Source organism: Paenibacillus sp. Soil787 (genome assembly GCF_001429545.1).
In the GTDB taxonomy this organism is placed as follows: domain Bacteria; phylum Bacillota; class Bacilli; order Paenibacillales; family NBRC-103111; genus Paenibacillus_E.
Genome location: NZ_LMSP01000044.1, coordinates 123755 through 149649, shown reverse-complemented (window position 1 = coordinate 149649; position 25895 = coordinate 123755). Strand labels below are relative to the sequence as shown.

The window sequence follows — 25895 nt, the reverse complement described above, 5'->3', positions numbered from 1 at the left end:
ATGGAAGGAGGGTGAGGGATGGAGCCTACATTTTCAATCGCAGAGATTTCCAAGAGGACCAGTCTCAGTTACGATACGATACGTTATTATGAGAAAATTGGGCTGCTGCCGCCAGTGAAGCGTAAGGAAAACGGGCAGAAGGAATACGACAAGCTCCATCTCGACCGTTTCATCTTCATTACCCATCTCAAACGAACCAATATGCCTCTGAAGGAAATTGAAAAGTATATGACCCTGGCATCCGCTCGAAATTACGAGAGCTGCTACAGTGTACTTCATGAGCATAAACTCAAAATTGAGTCGCAGATGGCGGAAATGAACGCTACTTTGGAAATGATGAATTACAAGTTGGACCACTTTAAGGACCTGATGAAGCGTTCAGGCTTAGGAGGAGATTGAACTATGCATACAGATCACACTTATAAGATTACACCTCAAGCACCGATCCCATCGGGCTACGGGCCGCAAACAATAGCGCGGGAAGCGCTAGCCGGACTTGACCTGAGCGGCAAGATCGCCATCGTGACCGGCGGGTACTCCGGTATCGGACTTGAGACAACCCGCGCTCTGGCGGAAGCAGGTGCGTCGGTAATTGTACCCGCGCGTACGCCCGAGAAAGCGCGCACTTTAATTGCTAATATCCCGAGAGTGGAGCTGGAGGAGCTCGATCTTATAGCCCCCGATTCCATCGACGCATTCGCCCAGCGGTTTCTAAATACTGGCCGGCAGTTGGATATGCTCATTAATAATGCAGGCATTATGGCTCCTCCGCTGGTGCGCGATGCGCGCGGCTATGAATCCCAGTTCGCGACCAATCACTTAGGACACTTCCAGTTAACAGCTCGGCTCTGGCCGTCTTTGAAACAAGCAGGAAACGCGCGTGTTGTCTCCGTCTCTTCGACCGGTATCCGCTTCGGAGGCGTTGATTTTGAAGATCCAAACTTCGAACGTCAGGAGTATAACAAGTGGAAGGCCTATGGACAGTCCAAATCTGCCAATGCGCTGTTTGCTGTTGAGCTGGACCGCTTAGGCCATGCGTTCGGCGTTCGCGCCTTTTCTGTCCATCCCGGCAGAATCATGACTGATTTGGTGCGTTATATGTCGGATGATGAGAAGAGTGCAGCAGGTGGGGAATTTAAAACCACTGAGCAGGGAGCTGCAACTAACGTATGGTGTGCGACGAGTCCTCAGCTTGAGGGCAAAGGCGGCGTTTATTGCATAGATGCCGATATTGCCGAGGTCATAACGGCCGAAGCTTTGCAAGGGCTTGGTCAAGTAATGTCCGGTGTACTTCCTTGGGCGATCGATCCTGGCTTTGCGGAGCGGCTTTGGTTGCTCAGCGAGGAGATGACTGGCGTGAAATTCAGGACCTAAGCGTGACGCTGTAATTCGTACTAATCCATTCACAAAAAGAAGAGCAATTGAACAGGCTGTCGGCCTATCCAATTGCTCTTCTTCATTCACATACAATCGTCTATGCAAGGTGTTCAATAAGCAGCGTCGCGGAAATGAGAGAAAGAATATTCAATTGATTATACCTATTCCCGGATTACTTGCCATCTGTATACAAGGTGTTAAGAAGGGAATACTTGGAGAGAATCTGATCTGAAGGAGAAACGTGAATGAAGTCTGCTGAAAAAATATCGGGAACTCAATTATGTTTGTTAATTTTCTCCTTTATAGCTCCTATCGTCATTCTTATTATACCAGGTTTGGAGTCGAAGACCTCCAAGCAAGATGCCTGGATAACGATTTTCCCTGCTGTCTTGATCGGGTCATTAACGATTTGGGTGATGATCAAATTGTCGAATCGCTACCCTGGTCTTACGATTATACAGTACAGCTCTCAAATCATAGGGAAATGGCCTGCAAAATGCTTAGGATGTTATTTTATTTATTACTGGATTAGTTATGATTTCGTCGTACTTAATCAACATATTCAGTTTATTAATACCGTTTTGCTCATGAGAACTCCTGGTATCGTTGTCAGTCTAACGTTGGCACTCTTATGTGGTTTAGCAGCCTATATGGGTATCGAATCTATCGCAAGATCTAATGAGTACATTTCCTTACTCATCTTTGTTTTGTTGATTCCTCTCTTGATACTCATGCTCGCAGAATCTGATTCGGAGCGGATCCTTCCTATGATGAGTAAAGGAATGGTTCCAGTCCTTCAGGCGTCCGTTTTCCCAACCACTTACTTAAGTCAATTTTTTATTTTGGGGTGGCTTCTTCCTTATTTGAATCAACCGAAGAAAGCAGCCAAAGTTTCGTTCATCGCATTGTTGCTAATCACAGGTCTTCTCTTCATTGCTATTATACCTCTGATTATGATCTTCGGGCCGTTAACCGATAAATTGACTTTTCCAGTGTTAGAAGTAATTCGGTATATAGGCATAACAGGAAGTTTTGAACGCTTGGAAGCTTTAGGGGTGGCTATATGGGTTATGGGTTGCTTTGTAAAAGATGCTCTCATCTGTTTTATTATATGTCTAAGTGTAAGCCATTTTTTTAACATTAGAAATTACAGGGACTTTGTATTCCCTGTAACACTTTTGGCAGGGATAGGATCGATTTCGGTTTTTAAATATTATTCCACTGATTTGACTACTTTTCTTAGAAATTCTTATCCAAGTTATGCAATTTTCACACAATTCATTTTACCCCTTGCACTTCTAATGATTGATACGATAAAGAGGCGTTGGAGGAAGTCAGAGGTTTAGATTTCATTGTTTTAAAATGATTTTTCCGATGGGCTCAAAAATGAATCTCACAGGAGCTGTTATGCTAATATGAACATGGGCAAGTAATAAAGAACCTAGAATCAAACATAATCCCATCAAACAACTATATATAACAGCTACTTTAGGCTGTTTTTTATTTAGAAACATCTGAACTTTATAGTAAGACCAACCCAACGTGAAAATAACAAAAGTTGATATTTGCAGGATCATTATTCGGACTCCTTCTCGAAGGAAGAATGTACCATTCCCTCTCCTTTTATTATCAGGTTAACTTCAACCAATATATCTGCCTCTGGAAACCGAGTATCCCATTGGTTTTTCAAAATTGCCCACTTTTCAGGGTTATGCTTATAAATTTCTTGGCCAAAGCCCACGCTATCCACTTTATATTTCTTTTGGATTTTAAATATAACATCTTTGACTAGTTTCTTGGCTGCATTTTCCAACGCTTTTGTTATTAGCTTCAAATTCTTTGGTTCGTTGATATCCAGACCGGAATTATTCTCGACCAAACTTCCTTGACCTTCCAATTGAATCTTAAATTGTACAGAATCATGCCCAGTCTGCGTAATGATTTTGCGGTCAGCATGGGTTATCATCATCCCAACTTCCCCATTACCTTCAGGTAAATTTGCCGTGATTCGACCGAACTTCAGCTTGTTCGTCACCCACATCAGCCCCAATGTTTCATTTATATCTAATAAACCGGATAGCTTTAAATCTTTAAAAACGCCGGCGCCCGCTAACTTAAATAGTTGCTTATGTGGATCTTTGGAGTGGATATCGGATTCAATTACCCCTACGACGGGATGAACACCCTCACTTTCAGACGAAATAAAAAAATCCTTCAATGTTACTGCTAAATCATCTCCCGAATTTTCCATTTCCCTCACTGCTTCGATTGGCACTTGCTTTAAAGGATAATTCATTTGCAAAATATTCCGCCCTGCTTCCCCTTTAACAACCATGATATAGGTCTTTAAGCGATTTCTTGGGTCATGAGTAAAGATATCCAGTACACCTTGAATGCCATGCTTAGCTAAACGTTCACTAATAAACACAATGCTGCGATGAGAGTAGAACAAATGGCGTGAGCTTTTCTTCTGAAGTTTTTGATGAATTTCATTTCCATTCTTTCCTTCTGCGGATATAATGAAAAAATTATTTTTGCTGCCGCTCCCTCCGCCACTCATTCCTCCTTCTGTAGATGGCGTTGCGATTTGAAGGGAACATAGCAGCATGTTGCCGTCGTCCGACAGATCCATCGCAGTACCCGTGACAAATGCAAGATCATTCATTTCCATACGATCCCAACACCCGCTAATAAAGACAAATACGAGAAGAATCATATATTTTAGTCTTCTCATCTCTTAACCCCCAAATCTTTAATCCGCCCTCAACCTAAATTTCTATGAACTGCTAAGAACGCCCTCCCTCTTGATTCGATCTTGTCGACGAGCGAAATTTCGCCCAAATCGGTATCCTTATCAAAACATCCTTCAAGCCGGTCAACTTAAGCGGAGAGACTGGAGAAAAATAAAGAACCCCGAAGGAACGAAGGGAGGTCACGTGTAATATGATGCCTATCAATCCTAGAACAATGCCATAGAGGCCCAGTCCCCCCGCCAAGAATAACATTGGAAAACGAAGTAATCGGATCCCATTTCCAAAACTATAGCGAGGGACCGTAAACGCCGCAATGCCAGTGATGGACACGATAATGACGACTGGAGCAGATATTAATCCCGCTTGAACCGATGCCTGGCCAATGACTAAACCTCCAACGATACTTATGGTTGGGCCTATCTGTTTAGGCAGACGATTTCCGGCTTCCCGCAGGCCTTCAAATATGACTCCCATTAGTAAAGCTTCAATCATCGCAGGAAAGGGAACGGCTTCCCTCGAGGCAGCAATACTCAGCACAAGATTAGTGGGTATCATTTCCTGATGGAAGGTCGTAATAGCTACATACAATGAAGGTAAAAATATCGCTAAATTGATGAAGAGGAATCGAATCCATCGAACAAAAGTAGCGACTGGCCAACGAGTATAGTAATCTTCACTTGCCTGAAGTCCTGTCCAGAACGTCATCGGAACAATAAGGACAATTGGGGTAGTATCCACAAGAATGGCTACTTTTCCTTCAAGCAATTCAGCAGCCACCACATCTGGACGTTCTGTATTGTGGACTTGGGGAAATATTGAAAACGGTTGATCCTCAATAAATTCTTCGATATACGCTGATTCGAGTACACCATCCACTTGTATGGCATTCAATCTTGTTCTAACTTCGTCAACTAATGTTTCCTGCACAATACCCTTTAGGTAGGTAATGGCTATTCGAGTCTTGGACAGCTCTCCTAGGGTAATATATTCTACCTTTAATTTTGATGTTTTGAGTCTGGTACGTATCAGACTTATGTTTGTTGAAATATGTTCAATGAAGCCGTCCCTTGGGCCGTATATAACCGGCTCGGATGACGCTTCTTCAATACTTCTTTTAGATAAACCAGGAATTGAAACCATCATTACGTTACTGCTGCCTGTCGTTAGAATGGCGGCATAACCCTCTAATATGTTTTGAATGGTTTCCGATACTTTTGTAGAGCTATTCGTGGTTCCAACGGAGATCATCTCACTTAGGAGATCTCCTGCTTCCTTCGGAAAGTTATCATTTGTTAAGCTCGTGAGCATTGGTTTAATTACATGCTCTTCAAGCATTTTTGTATCAATCAAGTTATCTATGTAAACAATGAGCCCTTGAAAGTTATGGTTACCTTCTATCCTTCGGTATTCCAAGTCAGAACAATCCTGGAATGTTTCTCTTAAAATCTTTTCGTTTTGCTCGATATCCGATGTAAACTCATGATTATTGTCTTCCTCCAGGTTATTGCTTTTCATTGTAGGAAGATTTTCATAATTATTGAATGTATCTTTACCTCTTATAAACCATCTCATGAAAACTCCTCCTGGTTGACACAGTCACTGCTATTATTCCAAATAGAGTAAGACATATACGATGAGTAAAGACGCCCCTTTATAAAAACCAAACCCAGTGCCGTGTTGGCACTGGGTTCGATTAAAAAAAATTAAAGTAATTACTTCATCTTAGCGGCAAGCTGCCGGCGATATTCCAACACAGGTAGTCCGCCCCAACCCCAATTCTCGGTGTCAACCTCTTCGATAACTACGAAGGTAGACGCACGTCTTCTTTCATTGCTCTTGGGTCAAGTAAACGCGTCTCCACAGTCATTCTATTTTTATTTAATAGAGAATCGTTGCGCCTGATTGATAGTTTCCTGCACGATACTCTCTGCACTTTGGCCAGAAGTAAGCATCCGCAAACCTTCTCCTGCCCACAAAGACATATAATCGGGATTATTTTTCCCAAGACTACTACTTCCGAATAATTACTGAACGTTTTGCCTTGTATTCTGCAATTATAGATGCATCTTCCTTGATCGGGCTAACACTTTACCACTGTCCGGCATTTTGACCGCCATCGACATGAAGAATCTCTCCGGTCACGAATTGTGCGGATTCCAGATACACAATGGCGTCAACAATATCCTGAACCTCGCCCATTCGGCCCAATGGGTGCAATTGAGCTAAATAATCATATGTCTCAACCGAATGCATCGGCGTCTTAATGACCCCTGGCGCGACTGCGTTCACACGAATGCCCTTATCCGCATACTCAATCGCCAGCGATTTCGTTGCCGCGTTCAAGCCTCCTTTGGTCAGTGCGGTAAGTACGGCTGGCACGGCTTTAAGAGACTGCTCCGCGCCTCCGCTTGCTGTGATGTTGACGATATGGCCGGAACCTGCCTTCAGCATCTCGGTCAGCGCACGCTGAGTAACTTGGAAGAATCCTGCCACATTGATGGACAGTATCGATTCAAAATCCGCTTCAGTGAAGTCCGTGAATGATTTTCCTATAAAAATACCGGCACTGTTCACCAGTGTGTCGATACGTCCAAAGCGCGAAAGTGCTTCACCGATTAAGCGTTCAGCTATTTGGGGATCTGAAATGTCACCGGCAACATATGCGACATGCGCGCCTGTCGGATCGACCTCTTTTGCAGCCTCTACCAGCGCTTGTTCGCTGCGCCCACTGATGACTACATTGGCTCCTCGTTTCACCAGTTCAATTGCCGCTGCTTTTCCAATACCGCTGCTTCCACCCGTAATTACTGCTACTTTACCTTGAAAATTCATTTTATCGTTCCCCTTGATCCACGATTACACTTGTACCGTGCAGCTTAACTATTTTCAAACGCTCTTATAAAATCATTAGGGGATTGTAGACCAGATAGGCTGACCTTCTCGTTGATGACAAAGTAAGGCACCCCTCTGATTCCTAGCTTCTCCGCATTGCGCTGTCCTAATTCAACCTTTTCAATCCCATCGCCTTTAATAAGCCGCATTTTGAGTTCACCAGCATCGTCAGTGATCCCGTTTGCTCTTGCTATTTCCACAAGTTCATCCACATTACCGATATCGATGCCATTTTCAAAATAAGCCGTATATATTTTCTCAATCAATTGCTCTTGCAAGTTCTCTGGCATAATAGCTATTAACTGATGGGATAAGGTAGTATTCGGTGTATATTTCACACTATCCATATTAAATGTAAGGCCGAAATGAGCACCGGTTTCATTATACTGCCTCATTCTTGCTTCGAATTGAGGAACCCCGCCTAATCTGCCAATCATAACCTGCCGATAATCTTCTCCTTCAGGATGAATACCAGGATTAATCTGAAAAGCATGCGAACGAATGGTTGCCTTAGTGCCTTCTGGCAATTGTTTCAAAGCTGTTTGCAGACTGGTAGTTCCCATGCGACACCAGGGACACATCGTATCCATATAAACATCAATGATCAAGTCTTTCATTAGTCCACCACAACTGGCTTTACTCCGTAACGATAGAAGTGTCGTTTAGTGAAAAGTGAGGCAGATAAGAGGCACTAATAAAATGAGCAAGCGCTTCTATTGGTCGCAATATTTCTCGCAGGGTAAAGCGATTGAACCCGGTTGCTTGATATGACTCTTCTGTACCATAGGTCGAGATCGCAACACCGATTTCTTTACCTGCTGTTTTAGAGCCATCCGGACCATAGGCCCAGCCGTATAGCAAGACGGAATCAAACCACTTTTTGAGTAATGGCGGTGTGCTGTACCAATAAAGTGGATATTGAAAAATAATACGGTCATGCGCTTCAATCAATTGCTGCTCTCTAGCAACATCGATATTCTCGTCGGGGTACGCTTTATATAATTCATGAATCGTGATATCGTCATGCTTTTGCAATTCCTCCACCCATGCTTTATTCCAGTTGGATGCGCCGATGTTCGGGTGAGTAACGATTACTAAAGTTTTCATTTTATTTGCTCCATTTCATTATTGTTTTTAGAAATCTTTTTTAATTTACATGCAGGTTCCTGCATGATTTTCATTTGTTATCGAAAAATGATACGTTTTTCATAAATATACTTTCTTGCTTCTTAACTAAGGGTCCATCAAGTTCTGAGATTCGTTTTACTTCAATCCATTCAGGATCGTTGCGGAAACGATCGTAGTTAAGGTTACGCATTTCCATATTGTCATGCTCAACAACGTAATAAAGACGGTTATTCGCATCATCCGAATCTTCCCAGAAATGCGTCACTTTCATATCATGATTCATAAATAATTGAATAACATGATCTCTGAACCTGTCTTGGATAACCTTCATTTTGCCTGGATTTACATCATAAACTCGCAGCTCATATAACATCTCTTCCCTCCTCCATTTAGAAAAACTGTTCGTAAGTTACATGTTTGATGATATCTGCGACGATTTCGTAGGAACGCAGACGGGCCTTGTGGTCAAACACCTGGGTGTTGACCATTATTTCGTCAGCCTGGGTATTGTCAAGGAAGGTTTGAAGCTTATCTTTTACGGTGCTCGGGCTGCCGAAGATAGAAGAACCCAGTTGCTGCTCCACAGCTTGTTTTTCGTACTCGCTCCATAAGTTGTCCATGCTGCCCACAGGGGGCTGCAGCTGCATTTCCTTACCCCGGATCAGATTTAAGAATTGCTGCTGCAGTGTTGTTCCCAGGAGGTTTGCTTCTTCATCTGTTTCGGCAGCAATCACGTTGACGCCTACAATCGCGTACGGCTTGTCCAGTACCTTCGAAGGCTTGAAGGAACGGCGATATACTTCCAAGGCTGGCACAGTGTTTGCAGGCGAGAAATGGCTGGCATAGGCAAAAGGCAGACCGAGCTGACCGGCCAGCTGCGCGCTGAACCCGCTGGAGCCGAGCAGCCAGATCGGAAGGTTTAAACCATCACCGGGGATGGCCTTCACAGGCATAGTATGTGACGCCAACGATGGGTCAAAATAGGCCCTCAGCTCGTCCAATTGTAACGGGAAATCCTGGCCGTCGTTCCGTGTGTCACGTCGCAGGGCACGTGCAGTTCGCTGATCCGTGCCGGGCGCCCGTCCAAGGCCGAGATCGATACGTCCCGGGAACAACGATTCAAGTGTCCCGAACTGTTCCGCGATTACCAGCGGCGAATGATTGGGAAGCATTATCCCGCCTGATCCTACCCGGATTGTTGACGTACCGGCTGCCACATGGCCGATAACAACAGATGTGGCGGAACTGGCGATAAAGGGCATGTTGTGGTGTTCCGCCAGCCAGTATCGGTTATACCCCCACTTCTCGGCAAGCTGGGCAAGTTCCAGCGTGTTGCGAAACGACTCGGAAGGATTGCCGCCGGCAATGATAGGAGACAAATCGAGCACGGAGAAGGGTATATCGCCCAGTGTTTTGTTTGTTTTATTTACTGGCATGTCGTCCACCTCATTTCCTTTTTTTGCCCCAAAAAAAGCTTCCAACTTACCAAATTGCTCCATATTCTCTACCATTATAGGAGGATCCCGTTGTGATCTTACTCGATTTAGAAAAATGGCGCTTTATTCATATACACAATATCGATATTCTCATGGAGCGGACCGTTTTGTTCGGTTCTCTCCTTAAGCTCAAGCCATTCTTGATCTTCAAGAAAGGCCTGGAAGTTCCGTTCACGCGAATCCATGTCCTGATGCTCAAGCACGTAATACAACCGGTCCTTCGTTTCATCTACATCCACCCAAAAATTAGTTACCTTCATGTCATGCTTAGCAAAAATTCTTATCGTATTATCCCGAAACCGATCCAGTATAGCTTGCATACGGCCCGGAACCACTTGGTAAATCCGCAGTTCGTACAGCATAAACGCCATCCTCCTTTTTTTGAATTCAGTATTTATCCCCATTCAAAAAATTATTTACTGTTTACCATTGGCCGGCGTTTTGACCACCATCGACATGAAGAATCTCTCCGGTCACGAACTTTGCGGACTCTAAATACACAATAGCGTCAACAATATCCTGAACCTCGCCCATTCGGCCCACTGGGTGCAATTGTGCCAAATAATCATGCGTCTCAACCGAATGCATCGGCGTTTTGGTGATCCCTGGCGCGACTGCATTCACGCGAATGCCCTTGTCCGCATACTCAATCGCCAGCGACTTCGTTGCCGCGTTCAAGCCACCTTTGGTCAGTGCAGCAAGTACAGATGGCACGGCTTTGATGGGCTGCTCTGTGGTTCCGCTTGCCGTGATGTTGACGATGTGACCGGAACCCGCCTTCAGCATCTCGGTCACCGCACGCTGAGTAACATGGAAGAATCCTACCATATTAATGGATAGTACCGATTCAAAATCCGCTACAGTGTAGTCCGTGAATGGTTTCGCTATAAAAATGCCGGCATTGTTCAACAGTGTGTCGATACGTCCAAAGCGCGAAAGTGCTTCGCCGATTAAGCGTTCAGCTACTTGGGGATCTGAAATGTCGCCGGCAACATATGCCACATGTGCGCCTGTCGGATCGATTTCATTTGCAGCTTCAACCAGCGCTTGTTCGCGGCGGCCATTAATGACTACATTGGCTCCTCGTTTCACCAGTTCAATTGCTGCTGCTTTTCCAATCCCGCTGCTTCCACCTGTAATGACTGCTACTATATCTTGAATATTCATTTTTACCATTCTCCTTTTGATCTACCTATTAAAAGGTAGTTTATATTTAAAAAAATATCAGACCTTCTCATCTGCTCATTCATCATACAATAAGTCTTGTTATCCTGCATAATACAGAATAATGATATCGAGTATCTCAAAAACAGATATCTAAACCTAACGGGCAAATCCTGGTTTCCTATAAGCGCTTCATATCGGGTCTATGGAAACAATCGCCGACGCTATGCTTACTTCATCTTATCGGCAAGCTGCCGGCGATACTCCAAAGCAGGTAGTCCACCCCAACCCCAATTCTCGGTGTCGACCTCCTCAATAACTACGAAGGTAGCTTCTAAAGGCTTGTTCAGAACGTTAAGCAAAAGCTCGCTTGCCCCTTTAATCAGCGCCGCCTTTTCTTCCGCTGTAATAGACTCTCGATCTGGTGCGGTGCCCTCACGGGTCACTTGGATCGTAACGATCGGCATGGATATTCTCCCCTTTCAAATTAGTTATTTTGTATCTGCTTCTACATTTGCTTAGTGACCAGCATTCTGTCCGCCGTCAACATAGAGGATCTCACCAGTTACGAAGTTGGCTGCATCCAGATATAAGACTGCTTCGACGATATCATGTGACTCGCCCATGCGTCCCATAGGATGGAGTTTAGCTAGATCATCATATGATTCAACTGGGTGCATCGGTGTTTTAATTACCCCAGGTGAGACTGCATTCACGCGTATTCCTTTGGAAGCATACTCAATTGCTAATGATTTCGTCGCTGATTTCAGACCGCCCTTTGTCAATGAGGCGAGTACGGAAGGAACGACAACCGACGGTTGGTCAACCAGACTCGTCGTGAAGTTAATAATGTGTCCCGTTCCTTGTTTAAGCATCTCAGCCACTGCACGTTGGGTTACGTGGAAGAAGCCGACGACATTGGTGGATAAATATGTTGCAAAGTCCTCTTCTGTATACTCCGTAAATGGCTTGGACATGAAAATTCCTGCACTATTAACTAGCGTATCAATGCGTCCAAAGTGAGCCAAACTTTCGTCGATTAAGCGCTGCGCGATTGCAGGATCTGAAATATTACCGGCAACAAACCGTACTTGTTTTCCTGTAGGATCGATTTCTTTTGCAGCCTCAGCCAACGATTGTTCGCGGCGTCCATTGATGACAACATTCGCTCCTCGACTCACCACCTCAATCGCAATAGCTTTCCCAAGACCGCTGCTTCCGCCAGTTATCACAAATACTTTTCCCTGAATATCCATGTGTTATTTCTCCTTTGACTTCTTATTTGTACCCCTTATTTCTACCCATTAAAAGGTGAAATTATATTAAAAAATTAGCAGACCTTCTCTCCAAATGCTTTCCTCATGTCTTTACACTTGGTCTGCTCATTCATATTACAACGATTCCTGTTATCATGTATAATACAGAATAGTGATGTCAAGTATCTCAAATCCAGATATATAAACCTAGCTATACAGGTGATGCTATATGCAGTATAGAAATTCCAATATTACATACCAAAAAGAGGTTCAGCAGAATCCCTGCTAAACCTCTCTTAAACTTACATAACTCGCGCCTTACGAAATATTCGATACGCCCTACACCTTCCGCTTATTATATCCGCGCTCCTCAAATGGCTGGAGGTCATCAAGCCACTTCTCTTCCAGCTTTTTCAACGCATCGTTTTCATCGAAATATCCTGTTTCCTTCACCTTGAGCACTTCTAGCACCTCCATTACGAAGGCATCGCCACCGAATTCGTTCCACTCCTTCTGAAGAGTTTCGTTCCGATTTCCGCCCATTTGTAATTCCATCAGCTTTCCATTCATAGATTTTAAATTCTTCGTGCTCACGACCCACACCTTGCCATTGATCGTATTCCGGACTTGAAACACGCCGGCTTCCTTCTTCGTTTCTTTATATTGCTGCTGCAGCTCTTGTCTACGATTCATCTCATTGGGCTCCTTTTTATTCATGTTGTTCCTACTCATCCTTTCAGCCAATATTGACTTCCGTCTGGTTCTCGATCGAGAAAGCCATATTCAATCAAATATCTACGTATTTTCACATAGTCGTGGAAGATTGGCTTGATCATCTCGTTTACTTCCTTTTCTCCATAAAAGCGCTCCTGTTCGAATCGTTTGGAAATTTCGCGCAGCACAACGATTTTGTGCTTTTCTTGCTGTGAAAATGAGACTAGTTCACCTGACGTACCGTCTGGAAAATACTTCTTAACGATCTTCTCGTACTCATCTTGGGTAATATTATATCGTTCATCTACCATCTTGGCCGTTTTATGAATTTCTACAAAAGCTGGCGCATGCTGGTCCTTCTCTTTCAACAGCTCCATCATCGTCACAAAAATCTTAGCTTGGCGCTCTTTCTCCTTCAATCCAAATCGATGATTTCGAATCGTTGAGGCACTGCCAATAGCCAATTCCTTTTGGATTTCAGTATCGCTCTTTCCTTCATAAAATAGCTGTAGCAGGCTATTCTGATGATCGGTCAGACCTGTAAGCTTTTTATCTAACCCGATGAAATATTGAAAGACAGATCCATGCGCATGCTGAATATGCCATTTAAGATAGCGTTCTGCCTCATACAAAACACCATCCTGGGGATAAATAATACCTACTTCCGTTCTCTTGCCGCATAATAAACAAATAAAACCATCATCTTCCTGTACATAGCCACGTTTCCACTCATCTAGTGAGGCTTTCCAGAACATTTCAGACATCTCCACAACAAACACTTCCTAATAAAGTTTATTATATATTAGACATTATATTATTTTGTTTACTAATCCGTCAATTATTGAACAAAAAAAGAATCCCTTTTAGATAAAAGGATTCCTCGTTTTCTCTTCCTATTTCTTTCACCCGCGAGAATTTCGCATTGCAAATAACAACTTAGGACCGTCTTCACCTGCTTCAACAAATTGCTGGTAGGCTTCAGATTCCATGGGGTAAATCGCAATTTTGCCTTCTTCATTGTAATGCACACCCCAACCGTGCTTCTTTGGAAGCATGGATGCCCTTAAACAAGGGTGGTTTTTAGAAAAAAGCTCCTCACGAATTTCATCACTACGAGCTTCAATTTCACTCTTTGGGATTTGTTTATGCTGCAAATAGACCTCATAAATAAGCTCGCCTTGTGTATATTTGTAAGGGTTTTGAGACAGCAGCTCGTATTGAATCAAATGTGCGGTTTTACTATCCTTTTTCATGGAAGGCACGATTCCTACTTCGACTGGACAGTCAGCAGAAACCTGTATAAATGTATCCTTATAACTCATATGTGCATCTTCATAGGGCATAATGGATTAACTCCCTCCTTCAGCAAGTTGAATCAATTTAATCACAGTTTCCCAGTTCCGCGTTGTCGCGGATACACCTAGCTTCTTTTCGATGAAATTGTTGCTGAACTTTGATTCTCCGTAGTTTTTACGAATGAGTAAATAGACGGTGAGCCCTTTGACGCGGAACTCGTCCACTTCATTTTGAAAAGCTTCTAATTTGGCGATAGCCGCATCGGTCGCTGTGTGAGATAAAAAGGTCATATATCTTTGTTCATTGGCTTCTATATTGACTATTTTGTGAGGGGTATTCTCTACAACCTCTTGCAATTCTTCTAGTGTTCGAATGATGACAGGAATATCGAAAGTAAGTTGAACCTTGAGCTCGCTCACAATTCGATCACGAACGACAGCAGGGTCGCCTTCCTCACAATCAAAAATAACATTTCCACTTTGTATATACGTAATCACATTCTTATAATCCATGGATTCAAAAATGCTTCGCAGCTTTTCCATCTTAATCATCTTCTGACCGCTGACATTAATTCCTCGCAACAGTGCAATATACTTCGGCATCGCATAACCTCACAACCATTTTTAATTCCATTATACACCAATTATTGCCCATTTGCTTTCATGCTAGCATCTCATTCGTTTATTTTCCAATAAAAAAGCTCAGTACCGTATTCCAGTTCCTCTGTTCGTAGTAGTTAGCTCCAAGGTCAATGTTTTCGATCCAAATTTCAGCTTTTGTGCCATGAGGACCCGCGACCAAGACATTTGATTTGCTGCGATTGGATCTAATCCATGCCAACTGGTGTGAGGGAAGAGAAATGGGATTAAAATCACCGTAAGTATCTGAAGGCTGCGTTATTAGTTTCTGTTGATGACTCTTCAGCTTCACATTAACCAAATAGGGAAACTGACGTTTAGCTGGGTCGATCGACCATTCCGCTTCTTTGGATCTTGAAGTAACGATATTCTGGAGACCACGCCAAGTGAAGCTTTGCTCGACATACCCCTTAGGTGTGTAGGAAACAGATTTCCCGTCTGGAATCCGCAAAACCTTCAAATGTTTATTCGTTGTAGCTTCTCTTCCGACACCTTCGATATAGGCAAGCATCTCATCTTTGCTCGCCCACTCAAACCACATCTCGTTGTTAACCATTTGATCGAGTGTTTTGAAAACTGAACCGTCTGCAGATAATATACATAATGTGTTGCCATCGGCCGACAATGAAGCTGTTGGTTTAGCCAAGAAAGCAATCCAACGTCTGTTTGCAGACCATTTGAAGATGCTCGTGTCCACAGCAAAAAAATCGTCAGATTGCTTGGGCAGCGTATACAACATCGTAAAGAGGTTAGGATCAGCATCAGCGGTTAATGGTATTTTCATTATTCGTACCGGTGTCCATCCGTCGTTTGAAAGCTTAGCTGCCATCGAAACTATAAAACCGCTCCCATCTGGACACCAGGAATAATTCCCGATACCATCTGCAATTTTCTCCGGTTTTGCAAGTTCATCAGAATCTATCCAATTAAGCTGCTGCGCGGTTAGAAATGCGAGAGAATTCCGGTTAGGTTGCCATTGAAAGTTCCTCCCGCCTTCATGCGCAGCGAGATGACTTCGTCCAGTTTGAACCTGTAATAACCAAAGCTCCTGTTCATGTTCGCCCTTTGTGTAAGCTATCCACTGGCCGTCATAAGACCATTTCGGGTTTAATATGTATGCTCCTCGGGTTTGTTGTCTTTCGTTGTCACCGACTTTAATCCATAATTCGCCATTTCGAACGAATGCTGCTATAAGCAATTCAGTAGGCTTTTCTGCATAAATTGTCGTGCTATTCGTTATGATGAGTAATACAGTCAACACGGCAAGAATGGTATTTTTAAAAGCTCTCATGTTCTTCCTCCTAATATAGGGATCTTTGATCGGAGATCAAAGTCTCTCTGCTTAGTAACTTACCTTTTACAATTTCCTTTTGTTGTTAAGAACATACGGAAACATGACCTATTGTAGTTGGGCGTACACCAAATGTTATAGACATATGATTTTCAATGGTTTCCGTGCTATATTATTCTTTTGGCAAATACTTTTTCAGGAGAGAACAAACCATGGCGTATCTTGCTGCTACGAACTACGAAATTGCACAAGTTTGTTTACTGGCTGGTAAAATCATGCTGGAAAACGGTGGTGAAACCTATCGTGTCGAAGACACCATGACCCACGTCGCGGAAGCCTTTGGTGTGCCGAACTCCCATAGCTTTGTAACCCCGACTGGTATCATTTTCTCCATTGATGGACCTGAGCAGACCACACGACTAATTCGTATATCCGCTCGATCGACCGATCTTCGCAAAGTCACGGTTGTGAATGCTGTTTCTAGACGAATCAGCCAAGGGGAACTAACGCCCAACGAAGCTTATCGGCTTCTTGAGGACATTGATGTGGCCAAGATGCGTTATCCCGCTTGGTTTCAGATTCTATCCGCTGCTGTTGCAAGCGGTTGTTTCTTAATCATGTTCCAAGGAAAATGGCATGATTTCCTGCCTGCATTCGTAGCTGGCGGGGCTGGCTTCGCATTCCTTAATTATTTTAACCGGTTAGTGCCGATAAAGTTCTTTGCTGAATTTCTCGCTTCCTTACTCATTGGAATCATGGCTTTCTTGTTTGTCCAAATGGGGTTTGGTCATGCGCTTGATACCATTATTATTGGCTCTGTCATGCCTCTTGTTCCGGGGCTTCTTATTACGAATGCCGTACGCGATTTGATGGCAGGCCATTTCGTTTCTGGGGTTTCCAAAGGCGCTGAAGCCTTCTTAACTGCTTTTGCCATTGGAGCTGGCATTGCCTTTGTACTTTCATTTAATAACGGGGTGGGAATTTAGGATGATGATGATTGAGCAGCTCTTAACGAGTTTCATTGCTACTGCGGCATTCGCTATTCTTTTCAACGTCCCTAAGGGCACACTTTTGCAGTGCGGCTTCGTGGGTATGTGCGGGTGGATGTTATATGTTTCTATTCAAATGATTCCTTTGGACCCAATTCTGGCCACGTTGATTGCCTCTTTTTTCGTAACCGTTATCAGTCAATTTTTTGCGAAAATATACAAAACACCAGTTATAGTATTCAGTGTATCGGGAATTATCCCGTTAGTACCCGGCGGCTTAGCCTATGATGCGATGCGTAATGTCGTCCTCAACCACTACGATCTTGCCGTACAGCTAGCGGCCAAATCCTTCCTGTTATCTGGTGCAATCGCGATCGGACTAGTCTTCTCCGAGGTTCTTAATCAGCTGTTGCGTCGAACCAAACATTGATACCTTTTCGAACTATTCGCAATAGTTCTTGCCATATTAATAGTTAATACCTATAAAGATGATCGGTTTTATATCTTAGATTTTTCCTGCTTTTCCCTTTAAAATAAGACCAACAAAGCAATATCAATCTATGGAGTGGAGTTGATCAGCCTATGAGCCAGCTAACAAACCAGCAAATCACAACAAAGTTCAATGAAATTGCTGAGAAATATGATAGCCAGCGAAGAAAACTGATTCCTTGTTTTGATGATTTTTACCACACAGCAGCTTCACTAGTGAAGGTCGATCATGCATCTCCACGTATTCTCGACCTAGGAGCAGGTACCGGCCTCTTCTCCTCTTATGTAATCAACCAATACCCTAATGCAATGCTAACGTTAATTGATCTTTCGCAAGGTATGCTCGATATCGCTAAACAGCGCTTTGGAGAAAACCGAGCCAACGTGACATATATAGCGGAGGACTATAGTGTTTTCGAGACTTCAGAACCGTTTGATTGCGTCATCTCCTCTCTTTCCATTCATCATCTTGAAGATCAGGCTAAGCATGATCTGTATAAAAAGATTTTTAAGCTGCTGAAACCAGGCGGGTTCTTCGTTAACGCAGATCAAGTCCTAGGCAGCAGCCCTTTCCTAGATCAATTGTACCGTTCTGATTGGGCAGCTAAAGTAGAAGCCACAGATCTAACACCTGAAGCGCTGCAAGCTGCTTACGAAAGGACGAAATTGGATAAAATGGCTCCGCTCGATCAACAGCTGAATTGGCTTCGAGCTTGTGGCTTCATTGACGTTGATTGCGTTTACAAATATTACAATTTCGTTGTTATGTACGCCGGGAAGCCTGCTGTTTAAGCTTATTACCAAATGGTTGGTTTGGCCACCATAAACCACATCATCGACAACGTAATGATGACATACCAGACCAATGCCTTGCGCAGCTTGTTGACTAAGAAATCTCGATTCTCGTGTGGTGCCTTGAGCTGACGGAGCAGGGGCGAGAATGCACGGGCAATAAAGTACAGCGAAGCAACCATAATGAGAACCGTGACGATAATCCAGGATGTTTTCCACGTCCACGCCGTTATCCACGTGAGAAAAATTCCTGTCGCAACAAGCACGTGGCCGGCATGCTTGGTAAGCCGAACCGTAATCCGAAATGGTTCAAGGTAGTCTGGCAATTGCTCGAGTGGCACATTACGAATTCTAGTCAATAATGGGAATAGGATAAAATAAGGGCCTATACTTAAAACAACACTAAATATATGTAGATATAAAAGCAGTACATACCAAGACAATACCATCATCCGTTCTATATGAGAATTGAGAAAACCTCTATCGAGGCCATTCAAAGATGAGCGACCGCGTTTAAATGTAGTTTTTATCGCTAATAAGAAAGCCGTTTTCGGAAACCGAAAACTTAAACTTTCTTATGTGGTTAACAAAACAGTGCAGATCCTTAGATCCACACTGTTTTTTGTTATTACTTATTCAGCCTTTTGAAATTCGTGTACCCATACTTTCATATGCGGCAGCCATGGCATGCCTGGATGCATGGATAAAATACTATCACGGTACTCATCTACGGACGTATGACCTTCCGCTTTTGCATGTTCCACAGTCAATTCACCCAAAGTTTGTTGGTACACGTTGGTAACTATAAACGCTGTGCCTTGCAATTCCATCGTTTCACCGATATCTGCATAGCGTCCATTGCGTCTGCAAGCTGTTTTCTCACCAGCAAGCACTTTGTTAACTTCTGCTTCTTTCGTAACGAGTCGGTCGATCGAACACGTTTTTGGTGGCAATGTTTCGTTCATTTTAGTTCCCTCCTTTTGGCAGTTCTCATTATAACGAATGTAACTAGCTTTGTCGAACTGCGCGGCAATCCTGTCACTCGAAATTATACTTTGCCATAATCTTGGCCATCATTTCTTTCATAGCATCTACCAATTGCGGTGGACTTTTTACTGTGGCCTCATTTCCCAGACCAAGAACAAACTTTGCGAAAAACGGGATGTCACTCTTCCCAATGTTACCCTCTAGCCAACCAGTGCCATCGTTATTGAAGTGCAATTTAGATCCCGCCCATAACTCAGCCTCGCACTTCTGGACGCCTTCTTTGCTTAATTCCACATGTAAAATAGCTTCTTCCTCTTCCGCCTTGTTAAGTGCTTCCCTATTTCCAAGATGAACATGCCTAAGATCTATCGGTTTCGAAGAAGAATCAGAAGCATGAACCGCCGAATGCATTCTGTCACATCGGAATACACGAATATCGCCGCGAAGAAAGCAGTAAGCTGGACAATACCATAAGCCATTGCTCGCATAGATACCAATCGGCTGTATTTCCCTACTGGCTATTCCTTCTCGCGATTCATATTCGATGAGAATGACTTTTTGATCGATAGCGCCATCCAGCAAGATGGATAAATGGGGGGATTCCGAATGTCTTGACGGCGTTATAAAGTCAACCCGGTTCTTCATTTGATCAATACGATCCCGGACGTCTCCAGACATGTAGTTATAAAACTTGCTCAATGCCGAAGAAGCTTCCGTTTTAAAGGGGAGGCAGGCATAATGCCGCAGGGCATGACAGGCAAAAAATATGGCTATGGCCTCTTCCTCGGTAAAGGCAATGGGCGGCAGGATTCTTTCGTTCAACACCTGATAACCGCCGTGAGGTCCTACTTCCGAATATAAAGGAACCCCTAACTCACTTAGTTCCTGTAAGTCTCTTAAAATCGTTCTCGATGACACCTCAAACTCTTGGGCAAGTTCCTTGACCGTAAACTTCCGTTTGCGGTTAACGGTCATCATCAATGCCAGAAGCCGTTTCGATTTGGGCATAACATTTCTCCGTTTTTTATATTTATGACAACTCCTGTCACCATTATAAATTATAATGAACATTGAGCCCACAAAAATTCTGAACATCCTGCGAAAAATAATCAAAATTTGAACCAAGGGAGCTGTTTGATCATGATTTTACAATTAACACCTTTTATTATGTTGGACGGAAATGCCAAAGAAGCTATTGATTTTTATGTACAAGCATTAGACGCAAAAGTTGTTTTTACCCAAACATTCGGAGAGAGTCCAGATTCCACCGAATCATCATTACCGGCCAATGCAAGGAATCGTATAGCTCATTCGGTACTAAAAGTCGGCCAAACAGAACTGATGGTTTCCGATATTTTTCCGGGTCAATCCCATCCCATTGGCAATCAAGTTACCATCTGTATAACCACTTCTGAAAAGGAACAAGCGAAACAACTATATGAATCGTTACGACAAGACGGACAAGTAAGCTTGGAACTGCAAGAAACTCATTTTAGCCCAGCTTACGGTATGGTCATAGACAAGTTCGGTGTAGTCTTTCAAATTTTCACTGCGCGTCAACGCTAACATATTTGTTATAGCAATGATTTTCATCCGGTGGAAAATGGCAAAAAAACGGCTCCGTTCACATCTGTGAATGGGCCGTTTTCGTCATATGGCACATTATTTTCATTCTTGGGGGTGGAGGCCAATGTCTTGGACGGGAACCTCTTTTAGCTCAAAAATCAAATTCTCTTGAGATCAAAGTTATGATTACTCTCTCAACGCTTCTTTCAACTTCGTAGACATGCTATCCATGGAGCCCGAAGATGGACGCGTAACTCCGCGTAGTTTCGCGATCTCTTGTTTCAATCTCTCGTTTTCCAACGTTAGTCTTTTGATCTCTGCTGTGAGTTGTTCCTTTTCTGAAGCATCATTATTTTCCAATATGTACCCCGCCTTTCTTTCGGATAAAAATACCCCCTCGCCGCTAGCAGATCATCTCGTCGGATTCTCTCCATGCGTCAAAGGGGCTGATATAGGGATCTTTGGTCGGAGATCAAAGTCTCTCCTTTTATTCGTTTTATTTGTTCAATTCAATCGTATAAAGACGTCCTGTTTCTTCCCAAATTTCGCCTGGCTCCAAGGAAACCAGTCCAATTTGATCAGCCGGGAGACCTACGTTCGGTGCATTTACCAGATTCATTTGCGGCTCTGGGCAGAAAAATCCTTCAGAAGCGCCATTATTCCAGATCATCCACTGTTTGTAGGAAGTTCCTACATCATAAACAAGTTTGATCCCTTCGCGTGAATCTGTCAACTCCATATAGTTGCGGCCGTTTTGCGGCGAGGTTGTGTAATGATTATCCATGGATTCAAAGAATGGCGACAAGCCGCCTACTTTCATCTTCTCTTCGTCCGCTGACAATGGCTGATACTCCCCGGTTGGCAGCATTCTTTCACTCATTTTCCAGCGGTTGCCGATCGTCATTTTGAACCCATAATCAGAAGCCTGACTGTTCGGCGCAAAAGGAGCATTGATCGTCGTGTGATACGCTAACAAGCAAGGCATAGCCTCTTTGCCTTCATTATGTACGGATACATGCTGATGCAAACCGTATGCATTCAATGTGTAAGTCAAGCGTATCGTGAAATCATGCGGTAAATACGCATAAACGGAATGCCCTTCTCTTACGCGTAAAGCTAGGGTTACTGAACTCTCAGTTTCATCTGTACGGAATTTCTCAACAGCCCATGGAATATTGTGTACAAAACCGTGCAGGTGATTTCCTGTCTTCGGTTCATTGATCGGAAATTCATAGACTTTGCCTTGCCAAGGAAACTTCCCGTCCTCGTAGCGATTGGGTGGAAATAATACGGGTATCCCGTGCACGAATGGACGTGCTTTAAAAGCTTCCATCTCTTCCATTGCAGGCTCACGCAAAAAGCGGTATTCTTTTTCAGTATCTCTAAAAGCAATTAGATTAGCGCCAATTTCCGGTAAAACGGCTGCTTCATAACGGCCGGCTTGTAACCAAATGGCTTTCTCTCCTTGGTATGTTCCTTCAAACGCTTTCGTCGTCATTTGCGATTTCCTCCTAGATAGCTGTGCTTTCATTTTGGACAGGCTTATATGAATTTACTCTAAAGCATGAGAATCATGGAAGTCAATGGATGAAAATAATCTTATGGACTCGATGGATAGCCTACTTCAAATTTCTGTCGTTTCTACATTCAGTATATCACTTGTACGTACAAGTTGGCTAGCTGAATTTTTATGACAGATTAACTCGGATGGTTGAATCCCTGATGATTAATTCCGGCTTATAGACTTTCCCTGTTTTTCTTCCATTTACTCGTTTATTCTGTATCATATCGATCAATATCTCTGCTGCATCCGTACCCATCTGCGTTTTGGGATGCGAAAGTGTCGTCAGCTTGACCTCTGTTGCGGTTGCTAAAGAAGAGTCATCAAAGCCGACTAGAGAGATATCCTGCGGCACTTGAAGACCTGTTGTACGTATAGCTTCAAGAAGATGAATAGCTATCTCATCGTTGTAGCAAACGAATGCCGTTGGCCGCTCATCCACCTGACCTAGCATCGCTTGTGCGCTTTCGTAGGGTTTGATTCTCTTCTCTTCCGTCGAATAATGAATGACGAATTCCGGCAATAACGGGATTTGATAATGATGATGAGCACGAATAAACCCTTTCATCCGATTAACCCCTTGCAGATCATCGGTCTTAAAGAACCCAGCAATACGACGATGCCCAAGCTCAATTAAGTGCTGAGCCGCCTTGAATCCACCCTCTTCATCATCTACGACCAAAGAAGGACAATTCATCTCCGGATACCGCTCATTAATCATCAAATAAGGAATATGTTGATAGTCTAATGAGAGATAATAACTTAAATTCGGATTGCCTGCCGCGCTTTTGGTCGGTTCAATAATAAGGCCGCTTAAGGGCTGACTCATCATCATGTCGAGGCTTTCCTTTTCTTTTTCCTTATCATTGTCTGTGGAAGACAAGAGCAGTCTGTATCCTCTAGCACGTAAAGCAGACTCCGCTCCTCTTACGATATGGGGAAAAATATAATCCGATATATAGGTTGACAGAATGCCAATGGTTTGCACATCTCGACTTTTTTGTGTCTGTGGTGTGGAAACGAATGTTCCTTTGCCTTGCATCCGATACAGCCAACCTTCCTGCTCTAACTCCCCGAATGTCTGGCGAACCGTTTGACGGCTCATCTGAAATTGCTCGGCTATTTCATTTTCCGATGGCATTTGATCACTCGGTTTCAGCTTCCCGGTATGAAGCCACGATAGGATTTCCTGTTTTAACTGTAAGTATTTCGGCATTTGCTTTTCTTTCATGATTCACCTCAGGCTATTGATTCTGACCGTATTATATCATTCGCTCAACTTGTATGTACATATATGGTCAGAGAAGGGTTGGGAGATGTACAAGGATAGTCAATCAACGTACACACGTATACGCTGTATTGCATTATAACCGTAACCTTTTACATTCCAATCTGCCATTTCACTTTGCATGTTACCTGCTGTATCCTTAGCTCTGACTTTCATGTCATAGGTTCCAGGTTCAGTTACCGTCCATTTCCAGCACCAGCGCCTCCAAGAATAAGCTTCATGTTGATCCAACCAAGATACTGCCAACCAGGTGTTTCCATTGTCGGTACTTATCTCTACCAGATCAACTGGATCTCTGCTAGATATGGTTGTACCCCATACACAATGCTCCCCTTTTGCCAATACCTCCTGATCTGTTGGCCCCGCAATGGTCGAATTGAGATGAATGGTTGTAACCGGCTCGGGAGCGGATGGCGTTAATGGTTTTCGATCATATACATAATCTACGACTTGGAAAGGTCCTTGAAATTGTTCCTCTATGACAACGATTCGGTGAAGCCATTTGACTGAAGCCATTCCGTACCATCCTGGAACAATTAATCTAGCCGGATAACCATGAAGGTAAGGCAGCGGTTTGCCATTCATGTAAAGGGCTATAATGGTATCGGGATGCAAAGAGTGTTCGAGAGATAAACTTCTTTTATAGGAAAAAACGCCTGGCATATCTGTTCGAACTCCTTTATCCATGCCCTCGAACGTCACTTCACGTGCATTCCTTTGAACGTCCGCTGCAAGCAATAAATCTTGAAGACGAACCCCAGTCCAAACCGCATGACTAATTGCCCCAAGTCCCCACTGCACGCCGCGAGTTTTCGGTTGAAAAAATGACCTTTTATCTCCAACACACTCAAGCGTTACGGGCAGTGTAACTTGAGGCATTTTTAAGAGATCATGATACCGAAAATACCTTGGTTTGTTTACACATCCTTCGATAGAAAGTCCCCAAGTGCGCATGTCCACATTCGGATATGGAAAATGGTTCCGGATATAAAACAGATGTTCTGGCGTGATTCGACTGGATAGTGACAGCATGGGGAATTCTTGATTTTCTGGTATGATTTTTCGTGTAATCAAATGAGGCGAATACAACAATTTAACCATCCTTTCGTAAGAACAAGATCTTACTAAAAGATATGGATCTCATGTTGAATCAAGACTAATATGATGCCATAATTAGAGGTTTAATAAAATAATGCCGACAATCTAAAATAGTAAGATTTGTCGGCATCTCCATTAAAATAAATTAGTTTACAACAAATTCGATTACAATTGGAGTCGCAGGATCGAGTGCGTCACCGTTTGGGATGGTAATAGCAGTAGTGGTAGCGGTGGAAGTATCGGCTGATTGAATCTGAGCATTAATATAAAGATTATAATACGCAGGTGCAGTTGGAAAGGCAGTGGCAGCTACACCAGCATCATTCGTGGTAGCTGTTGCAAGAATATTATATGCTGCACCGGTTCCCGTTCCATCCCCTGCTGTAGCCGTAAATCTTCTGGCAGCCATAAAGGGTTTTGTAATTGGCATTTATATCACCTCTCTTCTCTCAACTAGATTATGCTAATAATAGTAAAAGGGAAGGGCTAATTAATTGAGTATCACAAACCATTTTAAAGAGTTATTTGAGCTAAGAATCTAACGGTTTCAAGAATAATTGGTGTACCTGAGTATAAAGTTTGATTGTTGAGATTTATGGTTAATGCACTTTCATTTACGCAGTAAATACTGCTTTCTTGTAATATCCCATTGATGTAAAGATTACTATAGCTATTTTGACCATAGTCTGTAAATTGTGTTATGAATGTTCCCTCATCATTGGTGAATTCATTAGCCGGAATACTTACAAGGGACTGAGTATCTGAATTCATAATATAAAAATATCTTTGAGCAGTTGGCAAAATGATGATGTCAGGGATGATGACAAGTCCCGTGGCGCCTGGAGGCCCTTGCAATCCTGAAGGTCCTTGAGTACCTTTCGGTCCCGGTGGTCCCTGCATCCCCTGCATTCCCTGTAAACCGGTAACCTTAAGTTTTCTTTTGAAAATAATAACCTTTTTATGTTTTTTTCTTTTTTTTAGAGGGCAAATAATTATTGTTTTCTTTTTACAATGTTTTCTTCGACCATTTTTCGAGCACCCTAATTTCAATCTGGTTGTTTTAAGTAATTTCTTTTTAAGTAGTTGTTTTCTTGGCACAGTTATCCTCACCTCCCAAGTG

32 protein-coding genes are annotated in these 25895 nt (G+C 43.2%); 7 read left to right on the top strand and 25 right to left on the bottom strand.

The window, feature by feature from the left end; genetic code table 11:
* Positions 1–18: 18 nt before the first annotated feature.
* From ASG93_RS26965 to ASG93_RS26955, 3 genes are all read left to right on the top strand, one after another.
* Positions 19–399, top strand: a complete 381-nt coding sequence (locus tag ASG93_RS26965) for a MerR family transcriptional regulator (protein ID WP_056837047.1) — start codon at positions 19–21, stop codon at positions 397–399.
* Positions 400–402: 3 nt separating this feature from the next.
* Positions 403–1374, top strand: coding sequence for an oxidoreductase (locus tag ASG93_RS26960; protein ID WP_056837046.1), 972 nt, complete (start codon positions 403–405; stop codon positions 1372–1374).
* 248 nt (positions 1375–1622) lie between these two features.
* Positions 1623–2723, top strand: a complete 1101-nt coding sequence (locus ASG93_RS26955) for a GerAB/ArcD/ProY family transporter (protein ID WP_056837044.1) — start codon at positions 1623–1625, stop codon at positions 2721–2723.
* A gap of 230 nt (positions 2724–2953) precedes the next feature.
* On the opposite strand, the gene ASG93_RS26945 is transcribed toward ASG93_RS26955, so the two are convergent.
* The 16 genes from ASG93_RS26945 to ASG93_RS26870 all read right to left on the bottom strand — a co-directional run bounded on the left by ASG93_RS26945 (position 2954) and on the right by ASG93_RS26870 (position 16005).
* Positions 2954–4111: a Ger(x)C family spore germination protein gene (locus ASG93_RS26945; protein ID WP_056837040.1), complete on the bottom strand. Its 1158-nt coding sequence runs from the start codon at positions 4109–4111 to the stop codon at positions 2954–2956.
* Between the two features lie 52 nt (positions 4112–4163).
* Positions 4164–5702: a spore germination protein gene (locus ASG93_RS26940; RefSeq protein WP_056837038.1), complete on the bottom strand. Its 1539-nt coding sequence runs from the start codon at positions 5700–5702 to the stop codon at positions 4164–4166.
* A 516-nt stretch (positions 5703–6218) separates the two neighbouring features.
* On the bottom strand, positions 6219–6962 hold the full coding sequence (locus ASG93_RS26935; RefSeq protein WP_056837036.1) for an SDR family NAD(P)-dependent oxidoreductase: 744 nt from the start codon (positions 6960–6962) through the stop codon (positions 6219–6221).
* Between the two features lie 44 nt (positions 6963–7006).
* The gene (locus ASG93_RS26930) at positions 7007–7639 is read right to left on the bottom strand and encodes a DsbA family oxidoreductase (protein WP_056837034.1); all 633 of its coding nucleotides are present in this window, start codon (positions 7637–7639) and stop codon (positions 7007–7009) included.
* Between the two features lie 19 nt (positions 7640–7658).
* A complete protein-coding gene (locus ASG93_RS26925; RefSeq protein WP_056837031.1) occupies positions 7659–8129 on the bottom strand; it encodes an NAD(P)H-dependent oxidoreductase in 471 nt (156 codons plus the stop codon).
* 70 nt (positions 8130–8199) lie between these two features.
* A complete protein-coding gene (locus ASG93_RS26920) occupies positions 8200–8523 on the bottom strand; it encodes an NIPSNAP family protein (protein WP_056837029.1) in 324 nt (107 codons plus the stop codon).
* A gap of 16 nt (positions 8524–8539) precedes the next feature.
* On the bottom strand, positions 8540–9586 hold the full coding sequence (locus ASG93_RS26915; RefSeq protein ID WP_056837676.1) for an LLM class flavin-dependent oxidoreductase: 1047 nt from the start codon (positions 9584–9586) through the stop codon (positions 8540–8542).
* Positions 9587–9693: 107 nt separating this feature from the next.
* Positions 9694–10008: an NIPSNAP family protein gene (locus ASG93_RS26910; RefSeq protein WP_056837027.1), complete on the bottom strand. Its 315-nt coding sequence runs from the start codon at positions 10006–10008 to the stop codon at positions 9694–9696.
* A gap of 61 nt (positions 10009–10069) precedes the next feature.
* Entirely contained in the window at positions 10070–10813 is a 744-nt protein-coding gene (locus ASG93_RS26905) for an SDR family NAD(P)-dependent oxidoreductase (protein ID WP_056837025.1), read from the bottom strand.
* Positions 10814–11040: 227 nt separating this feature from the next.
* On the bottom strand, positions 11041–11277 hold the full coding sequence (locus tag ASG93_RS26900; protein ID WP_056837023.1) for a tautomerase family protein: 237 nt from the start codon (positions 11275–11277) through the stop codon (positions 11041–11043).
* A 51-nt stretch (positions 11278–11328) separates the two neighbouring features.
* Positions 11329–12066 carry an SDR family NAD(P)-dependent oxidoreductase gene (locus tag ASG93_RS26895; RefSeq protein ID WP_056837021.1) on the bottom strand — a complete coding sequence of 246 codons (738 nt, stop codon included), beginning with the start codon at positions 12064–12066 and terminating at the stop codon, positions 11329–11331.
* A gap of 339 nt (positions 12067–12405) precedes the next feature.
* Positions 12406–12759 (bottom strand): GIY-YIG nuclease family protein, encoded by a 354-nt coding sequence (locus ASG93_RS26890; RefSeq protein WP_056837673.1) that lies wholly within the window; start codon positions 12757–12759, stop codon positions 12406–12408.
* A gap of 35 nt (positions 12760–12794) precedes the next feature.
* The gene (locus tag ASG93_RS26885) at positions 12795–13550 is read right to left on the bottom strand and encodes a DUF2087 domain-containing protein (protein ID WP_056837019.1); all 756 of its coding nucleotides are present in this window, start codon (positions 13548–13550) and stop codon (positions 12795–12797) included.
* A 132-nt stretch (positions 13551–13682) separates the two neighbouring features.
* On the bottom strand, positions 13683–14102 hold the full coding sequence (locus ASG93_RS26880) for a DUF6157 family protein (RefSeq protein WP_056837670.1): 420 nt from the start codon (positions 14100–14102) through the stop codon (positions 13683–13685).
* 27 nt (positions 14103–14129) lie between these two features.
* Positions 14130–14678: a DUF1697 domain-containing protein gene (locus ASG93_RS26875; RefSeq protein ID WP_056837017.1), complete on the bottom strand. Its 549-nt coding sequence runs from the start codon at positions 14676–14678 to the stop codon at positions 14130–14132.
* A 79-nt stretch (positions 14679–14757) separates the two neighbouring features.
* Complete coding sequence (locus ASG93_RS26870) at positions 14758–16005, bottom strand: TolB family protein (RefSeq protein ID WP_056837015.1); 1248 nt, start codon at positions 16003–16005, stop codon at positions 14758–14760.
* Between the two features lie 212 nt (positions 16006–16217).
* Between ASG93_RS26870 and ASG93_RS26865 the strand changes: the two genes are divergently transcribed.
* The 3 genes from ASG93_RS26865 (at position 16218) to ASG93_RS26855 (ending at position 18275) form a co-directional block, all read left to right on the top strand.
* Entirely contained in the window at positions 16218–16991 is a 774-nt protein-coding gene (locus tag ASG93_RS26865; protein WP_056837013.1) for a threonine/serine exporter family protein, read from the top strand.
* Between the two features lie 4 nt (positions 16992–16995).
* Positions 16996–17424, top strand: coding sequence for a threonine/serine exporter family protein (locus ASG93_RS26860; protein WP_056837669.1), 429 nt, complete (start codon positions 16996–16998; stop codon positions 17422–17424).
* 152 nt (positions 17425–17576) lie between these two features.
* The gene (locus ASG93_RS26855; RefSeq protein WP_056837010.1) at positions 17577–18275 is read left to right on the top strand and encodes a class I SAM-dependent methyltransferase; all 699 of its coding nucleotides are present in this window, start codon (positions 17577–17579) and stop codon (positions 18273–18275) included.
* Positions 18276–18280: 5 nt separating this feature from the next.
* Here ASG93_RS26855 and ASG93_RS26850 read toward each other — a convergent pair whose 3' ends face one another.
* The 3 genes from ASG93_RS26850 to ASG93_RS26840 all read right to left on the bottom strand — a co-directional run bounded on the left by ASG93_RS26850 (position 18281) and on the right by ASG93_RS26840 (position 20270).
* Entirely contained in the window at positions 18281–18718 is a 438-nt protein-coding gene (locus tag ASG93_RS26850; protein WP_414858891.1) for a hypothetical protein, read from the bottom strand.
* Between the two features lie 189 nt (positions 18719–18907).
* Complete coding sequence (locus ASG93_RS26845; protein WP_056837007.1) at positions 18908–19240, bottom strand: ASCH domain-containing protein; 333 nt, start codon at positions 19238–19240, stop codon at positions 18908–18910.
* 73 nt (positions 19241–19313) lie between these two features.
* Positions 19314–20270, bottom strand: a complete 957-nt coding sequence (locus ASG93_RS26840; RefSeq protein ID WP_056837005.1) for a helix-turn-helix transcriptional regulator — start codon at positions 20268–20270, stop codon at positions 19314–19316.
* 132 nt (positions 20271–20402) lie between these two features.
* Here ASG93_RS26840 and ASG93_RS26835 point away from each other — a divergent pair, with 132 nt between their 5' ends.
* A complete protein-coding gene (locus tag ASG93_RS26835; protein ID WP_056837003.1) occupies positions 20403–20828 on the top strand; it encodes a VOC family protein in 426 nt (141 codons plus the stop codon).
* A 186-nt stretch (positions 20829–21014) separates the two neighbouring features.
* On the opposite strand, the gene ASG93_RS35470 is transcribed toward ASG93_RS26835, so the two are convergent.
* The 6 genes from ASG93_RS35470 to ASG93_RS26810 all read right to left on the bottom strand — a co-directional run bounded on the left by ASG93_RS35470 (position 21015) and on the right by ASG93_RS26810 (position 25873).
* Positions 21015–21188, bottom strand: a complete 174-nt coding sequence (locus ASG93_RS35470) for a hypothetical protein (protein WP_156411057.1) — start codon at positions 21186–21188, stop codon at positions 21015–21017.
* Between the two features lie 136 nt (positions 21189–21324).
* A complete protein-coding gene (locus tag ASG93_RS26830; RefSeq protein WP_056837001.1) occupies positions 21325–22326 on the bottom strand; it encodes an aldose 1-epimerase in 1002 nt (333 codons plus the stop codon).
* A 190-nt stretch (positions 22327–22516) separates the two neighbouring features.
* Positions 22517–23620: a GntR family transcriptional regulator gene (locus ASG93_RS26825; protein ID WP_056836999.1), complete on the bottom strand. Its 1104-nt coding sequence runs from the start codon at positions 23618–23620 to the stop codon at positions 22517–22519.
* Positions 23621–23719: 99 nt separating this feature from the next.
* Positions 23720–24769, bottom strand: coding sequence for a sulfite oxidase (locus ASG93_RS26820; protein WP_162262881.1), 1050 nt, complete (start codon positions 24767–24769; stop codon positions 23720–23722).
* A 151-nt stretch (positions 24770–24920) separates the two neighbouring features.
* A complete protein-coding gene (locus ASG93_RS26815; protein ID WP_056836996.1) occupies positions 24921–25205 on the bottom strand; it encodes a DUF4183 domain-containing protein in 285 nt (94 codons plus the stop codon).
* Between the two features lie 83 nt (positions 25206–25288).
* Positions 25289–25873: a DUF4183 domain-containing protein gene (locus ASG93_RS26810; protein WP_056836994.1), complete on the bottom strand. Its 585-nt coding sequence runs from the start codon at positions 25871–25873 to the stop codon at positions 25289–25291.
* Positions 25874–25895 lie beyond the last annotated feature (22 nt).